Here is an 11987-nt window from a genome sequence, read left to right on the forward strand (position 1 = left end):
GAACACACGCGGAGACCCGCACAGCCGCGCCCTCAACGCCGGGTGACCGCACAAGCCCACCCGCTCAACGGCCTCACCGCTACCGGCTCAGCTCCCACCGAGCCCCGTGCGGAGTGTCCTCGACCGTGATCCCGGCCGCCGCCAGCTGGTTCCTGATCGCGTCCGACGCCGCATAGTCCTTACGCTCCCGAGCCGCCTTACGCTGCTCCAAAGCCACCGCCACCAGGGCGTCCACCACCGGCGACAGATCCGAGCCCGCCCCCCGCCACTGCGGCGAGCGCGGGTCGAGGCCGAGCACGTCGAGCATGTTCTGGGTCTCGGCCAGCAGCCGCGCCACCGCCTCCTTGTCGCCCCGCGACAAGGCCACGTTGCCCTCGCGTACGACCTCGTGCACCACGGCCAGCGCCTGAGGTGTCCCGAGGTCGTCGTCGAGCGCGTCGGCGAACGCCTGCGGCAGCGGCGCGTCGGCGTCCACGTCGTGGATCACCTCGGCCGCCCGCGTGACGAACCCCTCGATCCGCTGGTACGCCGCGGCGGCCTCCAGCAGCGCCTCCTCGGAGTAGTCGATCGAGGAGCGGTAATGCGGAGCCGCCAGGTAGTAGCGCAGCTCCACCGGCCGGACCTTCTGCACCATCTCGGGGATCAGCAGGGAGTTGCCGAGCGACTTGCTCATCTTCTCCGCGCCGATCTTGAGCATCCCGTTGTGCATCCAGTAGCGGGCGAAACCGTCGCCGGCCGCCTGGGACTGGGCGATCTCGTTCTCGTGGTGCGGGAAGATCAGGTCGATCCCGCCGCCGTGGATGTCGAACGCCGAGCCGAGGTATTTCGTCGCCATGGCCGAGCACTCCAGGTGCCAGCCGGGACGCCCGGGGCCCCACGGGGTCGGCCAGGTCGGCTCGCCCGGCTTCTCGCCCTTCCACAGGGCGAAGTCGCGCGGGTCGCGCTTGCAGGACTCGTCGTCGGTGTCGGCGGCGGCCCGCATGTTGTCCAGCTTCTGGTTGGACAGGCTGCCGTAGCGGTCGGCGTAGGAGCGCACGTCGAAGTAGACGTCGCCGCCCGAGGCGTAGGCGTGGCCGAGCCCGATCAGCCGCTCCACGAGCGTGATCATCTCGGGCACGTGCCCGGTCGCGCGGGGCTCGACCGTCGGCGGCAGGCAGCCCAGCGTGTCGTACGCCCAGGTGAAGGCCCGCTGGTTGCGCTCGGCCACCACGAACCAGGGCACGCCCTCGGCGGCCGAGACTCTGATGATCTTGTCGTCGATGTCCGTGACGTTGCGGCAGAACGTCACGTCATAGCCTGAACGCGACATCCAGCGCCTGAGCACGTCGAAGTTCACACCCGAGCGGATGTGGCCGATGTGCGGAGGAGCCTGCACAGTGGCCCCACACAAGTAGATAGACGCCCGGCCGGCTTCGACCGGAACGAATTCGCGGATGGCGCGCGTACTGGTGTCGTAGATGTGCAGGCTCACGAAGGCAAGGCTAACGCCTGAGAGCCGCCCTGACGCCGATAAATCAGCCCCGCAACGTGACCCTGTCCGGCGAGATCCGGACAATGAGTCGCTCAACGCCCGGCTTGTCCTCCCATGACTGTCCTTGGTACTTCTGCGAGAGCTCCTCGATCAGCGCGCCCTCGGGGTCGGCGGTCATGGTCACCCGCCCGCGAATCTCCACATACCGGTACGGATCCGCCGGATCGATGACCAGCAGGCTGGCCCGCGGGTCGCGCTCGAAGTTCCGCGGCTTCCTGCGGCCCTTGGCGGTCGAGAACAGCACGTCATCGCCATCCGTGCGCACCCACACGACGGACGACTGCGGCCCGCCGTCGGGGTTGATACTGGTCACCGTCGCAAAGTTCGGAGCGTCCAGGAGATCGCGGACATCTTTTGACAGCTCGGCCATGTGTCTCCCTTGATCGGTCTTGATCCTCATTCTTCTGTAGGCTCGAACCGCCATGGACGTGACTCCCCCCTCTACGCTCCGCCGCCTGGGCATCGCGCTGGCCGGGCTCGCGGTCGCCGCCCTGACCGGGGCCGCGTGCGCGCTTTCCTTCGATGACCTGCGTGCGCTGGCCGTCACCGGCGAGGCCCGCCAGGACCTCGCCTTCCTCTATCCGGCCGCCTTCGACGCCCTCCTGGTGGTCGCGCTGGTCTGCGTCCTGCTGCTGCGCGCGGCCAGGACGCTCGTACGCGTGCAGGCGGCCATCGTGCTGGTCCTGCTCATCGTGGCCGCGGCGGCGGTGAACGTGGCGTCGGCGGTGCGGTTCACGTTCGACGTACGGCAGACGGCCGTGGGCGTGGCCCTGGCGCCCTGGGTCATACTCGCCGTGGCCCTGTGGCTCTGGCTGCTGCTGATCAAGCACGTACAGGCGCACCGCGGCGCCGGCCACGACGAGGGCACCGCCGCGGTGGAGCAGGACATCGTGCCGTTCCACCGCGCGCATCCCGCGGAGACGCCGCCGCCGCTGCCCCAGAACGCGCCCCCGCCCGTGCTGGAGCCCACGCCGATCGTCGGCCCCACCGCCGCCCCTGAGACGCCGCCGGTGTCGACGCGGGTCACTGAATGGCCGGTTCCGCGCGAGCAGGACGCCGAGCCCGCGTTACCCGAGCCGGCGCCGCCCCAGCCAGAACCGGAGCCAGAACCGGAACCGGAACCGGAACCGGAACCGGTCCAGGAGCCGGTCCCCGAGCCGGCGCCGAAGGACGAGTCGGAGATCAGGACACGCCCCGTCCGCTGGGGCGACCGCGTCAAGCCGGCCGACGTCCTCGTTCACCCCCGCACGACCGGCGCCCCCGACGACAGCGCCGACGACAGGGACGCCGACACCCAGCCGCACCCGATCATCGAGGACGACAACCCCGATCCGGAGCACGGCTCCAATGCCGCAGACCCCCAGGAACGCGTCAGGGCGAAGCTGGAGGACACGGTGGCCGGGGACGGCAACCCCGACCCCGAGCACGGCCCCAACGCCGCAGACCCGCAGGAGCGCGTCAGAGCGGAGCTGGAGGACACGGCCCCGCACCCGGTGGTCGGGGACGACACCCCGGCCCCCTCAGGACGCTTCCGCAGCACGCCCCGCCCACCCGAAGACTGAAGCCAGAAAGCTGAAAGGCCCGCCAGGGAGCGACTCCCTGGCGGGCCTTCATATGTCGTCTAGACGCTGGAGCCGCGCCGCAGACCGGCGACCAGGCCGACGCCGACAATGGCCAGCACCACCTGCATCACCAGCTCGATCCAGTCGATGCCGGAAGTCGTCTCCACGCCGAGCACCTGCGCGATCAGCGTGCCGATGAGAGCGGCAACGATGCCGACGACGATGGTGAGGATCCACCCGATGGCCTGCCTGCCGGGAAGCAGCAGGCGACCGATTGCGCCAATCACGGCGCCAATCACGATGGCGCCAAGGATGGACTGGATTGTCATGACTCGAAACCTCCCCGCGAGGGTGAGCGGTTCACTCTCACGGGGTTGCTCGCTACCCGATCTACGGCGATTATTCGCCTAAATCTTGAAGCAGCAGGTCAGGTCTGTGTTCTGCCGGTGCGGCCGGATCGTCCCGGGCCCATCCTCGTCACGAGGAGCACACCGACGACCGCCAGCACCAGCTGGAGGATGTGCTCGAGCCAGTCGATCCCCTTGGTATCGGCCCAGCCGAACGCGTGCGCGATCAGCGTGCCGATCAGCGCGGCCACGATGCCGACGATGAGGGTGAGTCCGATGGACATGTTCTGCCTGCCGGGCACCAGCAACCGGGCCAGCGCACCGACGATGGCGCCGATGACTACTGCGGAAACAATCGCGCCGATCATGTGTAGCTCCCCCCGAGACGTTCACATGTCTTGGGGAGACCTACCCTCTGAGCAGGCAAACTACCCTGTGGAAGGCGGCGGCCCGTACCGCGCCAGTGACGAACCGCCGCCCCCGCACTCGGCGGGCTCGGCGACGGCCCGCCAGGACACCCTCACGCATCCCTGCATAGGACGCCTGGCGCTCAGGAAAGGTTGACGACCAGCGCGGTCGCGAACGCCGCGATTCCCTCGCCGCGCCCGGTCAGCCCGAGCCCGTCGGTGGTGGTCGCGCTGACGCTCACAGGCGCGCCTACGGCGGCGCTGAGCGCCTTCTCCGCTTCGGTACGGCGCGGCGCCAGCTTGGGCCGGTTGCCGATCACCTGAATGGCCACGTTGCCGATCTCGTAGCCCGCGGCACGAACCTGGCGCGCGGTCTCTTCGAGCAGGGCGGCACCGGAGGCACCCGCCCAGCGCGGATCCGCCGTGCCGAACAACTGCCCCAGATCGCCCAGGCCGGACGCGGACAGCAGCGCGTCACACGCGGCGTGCGCTGCGGCGTCACCGTCGGAATGACCGTCGAGCCCGGTCTCACCCGGCCAGTGCAGGCCGGCGAGGTTGAGCTCGCGCCCCGACTCACCAGAAGCGAACGGGTGGACGTCGACTCCGACGCCCACCCGTGGAAGATTCGCGTTCAGGAGTTGAGAACCTCGTCGAGCAGGGCCTCAGCCTTGTCCTCATTGGTCTTTTCGGCCAAAGCGAGCTCGCTGACCAGGATCTGACGTGCCTTGGCGAGCATGCGCTTCTCACCCGCGGACAGACCGCGCTCGCGATCCCTCCGCCACAGGTCCCGAACAACCTCGGCGACCTTGTTGACATCGCCGGAGGCGAGCTTCTCCAGATTGGCCTTGTATCGACGAGACCAGTTGGTCGGCTCTTCCGTGTGCGGCATCCTCAGAACGTCGAAAACCCGCTCAAGGCCTTCCTGGCCGACAACATCGCGCACACCGACGAGTTCTGCGTTTTCAGCTGGCACCTGGACGGTAAGGTCGCCCTTGTCGACCTTGAGCACCAGGTAGGTCTTTTCCTCACCCTTGATGGATCGCTTCGTGATTGCTTCGATCCGAGCAGCCCCATGGTGGGGGTAGACGACAGTGTCGCCGACCTGGAAAGTCATGTGACAAGTACCCCTTCCGCTGTACTCCAGAGTACCACGTATCCACAGCCTCCCGGAACAGTGAAACCCTCATAACTGCAGGTCAAAGCCGCATATTGGGGCTTGACAAGCGCCCAACTCTATGAATCGCATTTCCGGACATAGCGAATGACCTGCGGGGGTGCGGATATGACCATGCATTCGGGTGGATATGGTGGGCGCTGCCCATGCACATGCGCGTGTCCTGCGCAAGACCAAGGAGTACCCGTCCGTGACCAGCCCTCGCTGGATTGTCGTAGCCGCCGCGTTCTTGGCAGCCCCCGTACTCGCGGGCTGCGGGGCTGGATTCGACGCCACCACCAACAAGCCATACGCCCCCAACGAGGCGCAGGCGCTCATAGATCAAGGTTCTTACGGCAAGCGCGACATTCAGATCCCGCAGGCGTTCATCCTCGGTCCTGACTCCGGAGCGCAGCTGGCGTGGCGTGGCTCCGCCCCGATCTACCTGAACATCCTCAACACCGCCGGCACCCCCGACACGCTGCAGGCGGTCTCCGCGGGGAACATGGGGACGGTCAAGGTCACGGCCCCGATCCAGCTTCCGAGCAACCAGCTCGTCAACACCGGCAAGCCGGCCCCTCAGATCATGCTTGAAGCGATCTCCAAGAGCCTCAGAGGCGGCGAGAGCATCAAGTTGGACCTCCAGTTCGCCAAGGCCGGGATCGTGTCCCTGAACGTGCCTGTGGTCACGCGCAGCCGCGAATACAAGGACTACCCGCCGGCCCCGAACGCCACTCCGGCCCCCACGCCCACCCCGACGCCCTCCGCCCACGCGGAAGAGGCCCACTGACGCGGGCGAAAAACAAGCGAGAACCCTTGTTCCGGTACGCGCGCCGTACCGGAACAAGGGTTCTTCAGTCTTCGGTCGCGTCGAACTTGTAGCCCAGGCCGCGGACGGTCAGGATGCAGCGCGGGTTGGACGGGTCGGATTCGATCTTGGCGCGGAGCCGCTTGACGTGCACGTCGAGGGTCTTGGTGTCGCCCACGTAGTCGGCGCCCCAGACGCGGTCGATGAGCTGCCCGCGGGTCAGCACGCGACCGGCGTTGCGCAGCAGCACCTCCAGCAGCTCGAACTCCTTGAGCGGGAGCTGCACCTGCTCGCCGCGTACGGCGACGACGTGCCTGTCGACGTCCATGCGCACCGGGCCGACGGCCAGGACCGCCGTCTCCAGCTCCTCGATGACGTCGCCCTGGCGGCGCAGCACGGCGCGGATGCGGGCCACGAGCTCGCGTGAGGAGAACGGCTTGGTGACATAGTCGTCGGCGCCCAGTTCGAGGCCCACGACCTTGTCGATCTCGCTGTCCTTGGCCGTCAGCATGATGACCGGGACCTTGGAGCGCTGCCTGAGCGAGCGGCACACCTCCGTACCGGGCAGACCCGGCAGCATCAGGTCGAGCAGCACCAGATCGGCGCCGTTGCGGTCGAAGGTGTCGAGCGCCTCGGGCCCGGTCGCCGCGACCGACACCTCGAAGCCCTCCTTGCGCAGCATGTAGGAGAGTGCGTCGGAGAAGGACTCCTCGTCCTCCACGACCAGTACTCGGGTCATTTGGCGGCCTCCAGGGGAATCGAGGGTGGTACTGCCACCGCCGTGCCGCCGAAAGCGGGCAGGCGGAGCGTGAAGGTGGAGCCGGACCCTTCCTTGCTCCAGACGGACACCTCGCCCGCGTGCGCGGCGGCGACGTGCTTGACGATGGCCAGGCCGAGCCCGGTCCCGCCGGTGGCACGCGACCTGGCCGCGTCGACACGGAAGAAGCGCTCGAAGATGCGCTCCAGCGACTCTTCGGGGATGCCGATCCCCTGGTCGCTGACGCTGATCTCGACGGAGTCGCCCGCGGGTCGCACGCTGACGACGACCCTCGTGTGCTCGGGACTGTAGGCGACGGCGTTGTCGATCAGATTGCGCAGGGCGGTGACGAGCAGCTCGTCGTCGCCCCAGATGCGCAGGCCCTCGGTGCCTCCGAAGACGAGCGTGATGTCCTTGGCTGCGGCCTTGGTGTTGCAATGGTCGATGGCGTCGTGAATCGTCTCGTCGATCGTGACCTGACCGGGGGTGGGGATGGGCTCGGCACCCTGGATCCTGCTGAGCGTGATCAGGTCTTGTACGAGGTAGGTGAGCCGGGCGGCCTCGTGCTGCATGCGCCCGGCGAAGCGGGTGACGGCCTCGGGATCGTCCGCGGCGTCCTGGATGGTCTCGGCCAGCAGGCTCAGCGCGCCCACCGGGGTCTTCAGCTCGTGGCTGACGTTCGCGACGAAGTCACGGCGTACCGCCTCGACCCTGCGGCGCTCGGTCTGGTCCTCGGCGAGCACCAGCACCTGGCCGAAGGAGCCGAGCGGGGCGACGCGGACGGCGAAGTTCGTGGTCTCCTGACCGAACTTGTGTCCCGCGACGTCGATCTCGCTCTCGCGGATCTCGCCGTCGCGGCGTACCTGCCTCGCCAGTGCGAGCAGCTCAGCGGCCATCAACCGATCGCCCTTGACCAGCCCGAACGCCCGTGCGGCCGAGCTGGCGCGCAGCACCTTGTCCTGCGCGTCGAGCACCACGGCGGACGAGGGCAGCACGGCCAGGACGGACGCCACACCCTGTGGCAGCGCGGCTCCGGTCTCGACGCCTTCGGTTGACTCGGTCCTGTTCGGGGCCTCGATCTGATTGCGGTAGAACAGGACCGCCAGGGCGCCGACGACGAACCCGGCCAGGGCCGCGAAGCTCATGGCCATCTCACTCATGACTCCGATGGTAGGTGGCCTTCCCCCAGGGACAGACCCTCTCATCAGGGGATGAACGCCCCTTTCCTGGAAAGTTCATCTGTCTGTAGGGGTTCGTTCATCGATCGGCACGTACGGTGACCACATGCGCGACGCGTACCATGAAGAACTTGATTTGCTGACTGACAAGCTGGTCGAGATGACCAGGCTTGTCCGCTCGGCCATTTCCCGTGCCACCACGGCCCTCCTAGACGCCGATCTCCAGCTCGCCGAGAGTGTCATTTCCCGCGACGCGGAAGTGAACGCCACCTTCGCCGACATCGAGACGTCGATCTTCGAGCTGATGGCCAGGCAACAGCCGGTCGCGGTGGACCTGCGAATGGTCATCACGGCGCTGCGCATGGGCACCGACCTGGAACGCATGGGCGACCTCGCCGTCCACGTCGCCAAGGTGGCCCGGCTGCGGCACCCCGAGTCGGCGATCCCGCCGGAGACGCGCTCGACCATCGTCGAGATGGGGCAGATCGCCGAGAACCTGGTCACGAAGGCCGGGAGCTGCGTGGCGTCGCGGGACGTGGACTCGGCCCTGGAGCTGGAGCAGGACGACGACGCGATGGACCGGCTGCATCGGAGGCTGTTCAGGAACATCTTGGCCAAGGATTGGGCGCACGGAGTGGAGCCGGCGATCGACATCACGTTGATCGGCCGATATTACGAGCGGTACGCCGATCACGCGGTGCGGGTGGCGGGGGACGTCGTCTACATGGTCACCGGGTCCCGGCCCAGCTGATCGCGCACCCCTGAGGCGAGGTCCGTCGTCCGTCCAGCGCCCCGCAGGCGAGCTCGTCGCCGGGGGCGCTACGCATATGAGCCAGGAATGATTGGTGCGCTCTCTTGCGCGAGCATCCGATGTAGGGCTGTGTTGAGGTGTGAGCTGTTTCCGCGCCGTTCGTCACACGACAGCTCTGGACGCGATGCGGAAGAAGGGCGGCATCGGATGACAGGCGAGCCAGCCACGACGACCGGGCGCTGTTACGCGTGCAAGGGCACGTTCAGTTTCGATCCGAAGAAGGTCGAGACGATGCTGGTCGATCCCAAGACGAACCTCCCGCCGGGGATCACGGCCCTGGGCACCCTGCGGCCCGCCACGCCGGAAGCGGTGGCCAGGTCCGTCGACGAGCCGATCTGCCCCGAGTGCATCGAGAAGGCCAGGCGGATCAGCAAAACCCTGCACCAGCCGCAGCACTGGGACAGCGAACCGCCCGCGAGCTTCTAGGAGGCGCGGCCGGGCCGGAGCTAGACTGGCGTCGGCTGCCAGGAAGCCACCGGTCCGCGGGAATGGGCTCAGCCCACCTGGCGCGTGCACCAACGTGTCACCCTTCGTTCTCCTTTCGGCCTGACCGTGCGGACATCAGGCATACGAGAGGAGGCCATTGTGCCGACCCTGGACATGCCCGACCGTCCCCACCTCGACAGCTTCCGCCGCCAGGCCCGTGCCCTGCAGCGAGCCGTGCGGGCGGGCGACCCCGACGCCCTCGCGCGGCTGGTCCGCCACCATCCCGGTGGAGCGCTCGACGACCCCGGCGATTTCCGGCTCAGCGCGGCGCAGCTGGTCGTCGCCCGCGAATACGGGTTCGCCAGCTGGCCACGGCTCACGCGATACCTGGAGACCGTGGCGGAGCACACCTGGGAGACCAGGCTCGGCTCGGCGCCCGCGGCCGATCCTGCGGAGGAGTTCTGCCGCCTCGCCTGCCTGACGTACGGCCGCGAGGACGGCCCGGCCCGCTGGGCGCGCGCCCGTCAGCTGCTCGCCCAGCACCCCGATCTGAGCACGGCGAACATCTGGGCCGCCGCGGCGGCCGCCCGCACGGACGATGTCGGCCGGCTGCTCGCCGAGCGGCCGGGGCTCGTGGCCGAGCGGGGTGGCCCGTTCCGCTGGCGGCCGCTGTACTACCTCGTCTACTCGCGCTTCGACCTGGACGTATCGGCTGAGCGGGTGCTCGCGGTCGCCGGGCGGCTGCTCGACGCCGGCGCAGACCCCAACGAGGGCTATCTGTTCGACGCGCTGCCGTCGCCGTTCACGCTGCTGACCGGGGTGTTCGGTCACGGGGAGCTGGGCCAGGGGCGTCAGCCCGCCCACCCGCACTGGCTTGCGCTGGGCCGGCTGCTGCTCGACGCGGGCGCCGACCCCGACGACGCCCAGACCCTGTACAACCGGATGTTCGAGCCGGACGACTCGCACCTGGAGCTGCTGTTCGAGTACGGCCTCGGCACGGGCGGCGGCGGGCCGTGGAAGACGCGGATCGGCGACCTGGGGACGTTCGCGAACATGCTGCGCATCCAGTTGCGCTGGGCCATCGAGCACCACCAGCCCGGCCGGGTGCGGCTGCTGGCCGAGCACGGCGTCGACTTCCGATCACCGTTCGAGGGCGACGGGCCCGCGTGGAGCCCCGGCGACGGCCGGACGCCGATCGAGCTGGCCCTGCTCAACGGCGACACGGAGATCGCCGGCTATCTCGTCGCCCAGGGCGCCGAGCCGCCCGGCCCCGACCCGGTCCGTGAGCTGATCGCCGCGGCGTTCCGCGCCGACCGGCCCATGGTGGACCGCGTCCGTGCCGGGCATCCCGAAGCCCTGGCGGAAGCCCGTCGCAGCCGCCCCGGGCTCATCGTGTGGGCCGCGACCCAGGCGTCCGTCGAGACGGTCACGCTGCTGGCGGAGCTCGGCTTCGACGTGAACGCCTACGGGCGCGGCGACGCGCCGGTCGAAGCGGAGTGGGAGACCGCGTTGCACCACAGTGCCCTGAACGGCGACGTCGAGCTCACCCGGCGGCTGCTGGACCTCGGCGCCGATCCCGGCCTGCGCGACCGGCGCTTCGACGCGACTCCGCTGGACTGGGCCAGGCACTTCCATCAGTCGCCGACCGCCGCACTGCTCGAACCCCTCACGGCGCCCCCGGAGACCGGCGACTGATCCGGTCGCCGGATCGGCTCAGCGGCCCTGGTTGGCGACGGCTTCGATGGCGGCCTTGGCGGCGTCCGGGTCGAGGTAGCGGCCGCCGCGGACGGTCGGCCGGTAGTCGGCGTCGAGCTCGTACAGGAGGGGGATGCCCGTCGGGATGTTGAGACCCGAGATCTCGTCGTCGCCGATCCCGTCGAGGTGCTTGACCAGGGCCCGCAGGGAGTTGCCGTGGGCGGCCACCAGGACCGTCCGCCCGGCGGCCAGGTCGGGGACGATCTCGTCGTACCAGTAGGGGAGCATGCGCTCCACCACGTCCTTCAGGCACTCCGTGCGGGGCATCAGCTCCGGCGGCAGCAGGGCGTAGCGGGCGTCGCCCGCCTGGGAGTATTCGTCGTCGTCCGGGATCGGCGGCGGCGGGACGTCGTAGGAGCGGCGCCACATCATGAACTGCTCGTCGCCGAACTCCTCGCGGGTCTGCGCCTTGTTCTTGCCCTGCAGGGCGCCGTAGTGGCGTTCGTTGAGCCGCCAGCTCCGCTTGACCGGGAGCCAGAGCAGGTCGGCCTCGCCCAGCGCGAGCTGGGCCGTCTGGATGGCCCTGGTCATGAGGCTGGTGTGGACGACGTCGGGGCGCAGTCCGGCGTCCTGGAGGAGCTTGCCGCCGCGGCGGGCCTCGTCTTCGCCCTTGGCCGACAGGCTCACGTCCACCCATCCGGTGAACAGGCCCTTCGCGTTCCAGTCACTCTCGCCGTGCCGTAGCAGCACCAAAGTCGCCATGGGGCCAATCCTATGGTTTGCGGCGGGCCCCAAGGGTCAGCGGTCCGGGTCAGCGGTCCGGGTCGGCGAAGCGGGCGAACGCCTGGAGGTTGGCCAGCGACTCCCCCCGCTTGGCCCGCCACTCCCACTCCCGCCGGATCGACGAGGCGAATCCCAGCTCCAGCGCCCGGTCGAACCAGTCGTCGGCGTACGTCAGCACGCACCCGAGCAGCCGGTCCACCTCGTCCTCGGAGATGGCCGTCAGCGGGACGCGGCCCACGAGGTAGACGTCGCCGACGGAGTCGAGGGAGAAGTGAACGCCGTACGTCGAGCCGTTCTTGCCGAGCAGCCAGCGGTAGAACTCGGTGTGGTTCTCGTCGGGCTGGCGGCAGAAGAAGGCTTCGACGTGCAGCGCCTGCTCTCCGACGATCAGCCAGGTCATGGTGGCGAGCTTGTGCTGACCGGGCAGTTTGACCAGGAACGCCCCAGGCCGCGGCTCGTCGTAGGAGACGTCCGCGGCCTTGAGTGCTGCTTCGACGACATCGCGCATAGGACCAGAGTAAAAGTACGG

General features: G+C 68.8%; 15 protein-coding genes. 5 read left to right on the forward strand and 10 right to left on the reverse strand.

What is annotated here, in order from left to right; genetic code table 11:
• Positions 1-79: 79 nt before the first annotated feature.
• Together cysS and ABEA43_RS03025 are read right to left on the reverse strand one after the other, a co-directional pair.
• Positions 80-1471, reverse strand: coding sequence for a cysteine--tRNA ligase (gene cysS / locus ABEA43_RS03020; RefSeq protein ID WP_345558348.1), 1392 nt, complete (start codon positions 1469-1471; stop codon positions 80-82).
• Between the two features lie 43 nt (positions 1472-1514).
• Positions 1515-1901 (reverse strand): PPOX class F420-dependent oxidoreductase, encoded by a 387-nt coding sequence (locus ABEA43_RS03025; protein ID WP_345558350.1) that lies wholly within the window; start codon positions 1899-1901, stop codon positions 1515-1517.
• Positions 1902-1953: 52 nt separating this feature from the next.
• On the opposite strand from ABEA43_RS03025, the gene ABEA43_RS03030 reads away from it, so the two are divergent.
• On the forward strand, positions 1954-3093 hold the full coding sequence (locus tag ABEA43_RS03030; protein ID WP_345558351.1) for a DUF2637 domain-containing protein: 1140 nt from the start codon (positions 1954-1956) through the stop codon (positions 3091-3093).
• 59 nt (positions 3094-3152) lie between these two features.
• Here the strand turns inward: ABEA43_RS03030 and ABEA43_RS03035 are convergent, their stop codons facing one another.
• The 4 genes from ABEA43_RS03035 to ABEA43_RS03050 form a co-directional block, all read right to left on the reverse strand.
• Complete coding sequence (locus tag ABEA43_RS03035; protein WP_345558353.1) at positions 3153-3422, reverse strand: GlsB/YeaQ/YmgE family stress response membrane protein; 270 nt, start codon at positions 3420-3422, stop codon at positions 3153-3155.
• A gap of 98 nt (positions 3423-3520) precedes the next feature.
• Positions 3521-3808, reverse strand: coding sequence for a GlsB/YeaQ/YmgE family stress response membrane protein (locus tag ABEA43_RS03040; RefSeq protein ID WP_345558355.1), 288 nt, complete (start codon positions 3806-3808; stop codon positions 3521-3523).
• A gap of 182 nt (positions 3809-3990) precedes the next feature.
• Complete coding sequence (ispF, locus tag ABEA43_RS03045; protein ID WP_345558357.1) at positions 3991-4461, reverse strand: 2-C-methyl-D-erythritol 2,4-cyclodiphosphate synthase; 471 nt, start codon at positions 4459-4461, stop codon at positions 3991-3993.
• A gap of 17 nt (positions 4462-4478) precedes the next feature.
• Positions 4479-4961, reverse strand: a complete 483-nt coding sequence (locus ABEA43_RS03050; RefSeq protein ID WP_043624891.1) for a CarD family transcriptional regulator — start codon at positions 4959-4961, stop codon at positions 4479-4481.
• A gap of 250 nt (positions 4962-5211) precedes the next feature.
• Here ABEA43_RS03050 and ABEA43_RS03055 point away from each other — a divergent pair, with 250 nt between their 5' ends.
• Positions 5212-5790: a copper chaperone PCu(A)C gene (locus ABEA43_RS03055; protein WP_345558359.1), complete on the forward strand. Its 579-nt coding sequence runs from the start codon at positions 5212-5214 to the stop codon at positions 5788-5790.
• A 64-nt stretch (positions 5791-5854) separates the two neighbouring features.
• On the opposite strand, the gene ABEA43_RS03060 is transcribed toward ABEA43_RS03055, so the two are convergent.
• Both ABEA43_RS03060 and ABEA43_RS03065 read right to left on the reverse strand, forming a co-directional pair.
• The gene (locus tag ABEA43_RS03060; RefSeq protein WP_345558361.1) at positions 5855-6547 is read right to left on the reverse strand and encodes a response regulator; all 693 of its coding nucleotides are present in this window, start codon (positions 6545-6547) and stop codon (positions 5855-5857) included.
• Positions 6544-7716, reverse strand: a complete 1173-nt coding sequence (locus ABEA43_RS03065; RefSeq protein WP_425570155.1) for a sensor histidine kinase — start codon at positions 7714-7716, stop codon at positions 6544-6546. Before ABEA43_RS03065 ends, ABEA43_RS03060 begins: the two co-directional genes overlap by 4 nt.
• Before the next feature lie 133 nt (positions 7717-7849).
• On the opposite strand from ABEA43_RS03065, the gene phoU reads away from it, so the two are divergent.
• The 3 genes from phoU (at position 7850) to ABEA43_RS03080 (ending at position 10675) form a co-directional block, all read left to right on the forward strand.
• Positions 7850-8494, forward strand: coding sequence for a phosphate signaling complex protein PhoU (gene phoU / locus ABEA43_RS03070; RefSeq protein ID WP_345558364.1), 645 nt, complete (start codon positions 7850-7852; stop codon positions 8492-8494).
• 207 nt (positions 8495-8701) lie between these two features.
• Positions 8702-8980 carry a hypothetical protein gene (locus ABEA43_RS03075; protein WP_345558366.1) on the forward strand — a complete coding sequence of 93 codons (279 nt, stop codon included), beginning with the start codon at positions 8702-8704 and terminating at the stop codon, positions 8978-8980.
• 159 nt (positions 8981-9139) lie between these two features.
• A complete protein-coding gene (locus ABEA43_RS03080) occupies positions 9140-10675 on the forward strand; it encodes an ankyrin repeat domain-containing protein (RefSeq protein WP_345558368.1) in 1536 nt (511 codons plus the stop codon).
• A gap of 18 nt (positions 10676-10693) precedes the next feature.
• Here ABEA43_RS03080 and ABEA43_RS03085 read toward each other — a convergent pair whose 3' ends face one another.
• Entirely contained in the window at positions 10694-11437 is a 744-nt protein-coding gene (locus tag ABEA43_RS03085; protein ID WP_345558370.1) for a phosphoglyceromutase, read from the reverse strand.
• 49 nt (positions 11438-11486) lie between these two features.
• Entirely contained in the window at positions 11487-11966 is a 480-nt protein-coding gene (locus tag ABEA43_RS03090; RefSeq protein ID WP_345558372.1) for a type III secretion system chaperone family protein, read from the reverse strand.
• Between the last annotated feature and the right edge of the window lie 21 nt (positions 11967-11987).

It is taken from the genome of Nonomuraea rosea (assembly GCF_039539705.1).
Taxonomy (GTDB): Bacteria; Actinomycetota; Actinomycetes; order Streptosporangiales; family Streptosporangiaceae; genus Nonomuraea; species Nonomuraea rosea.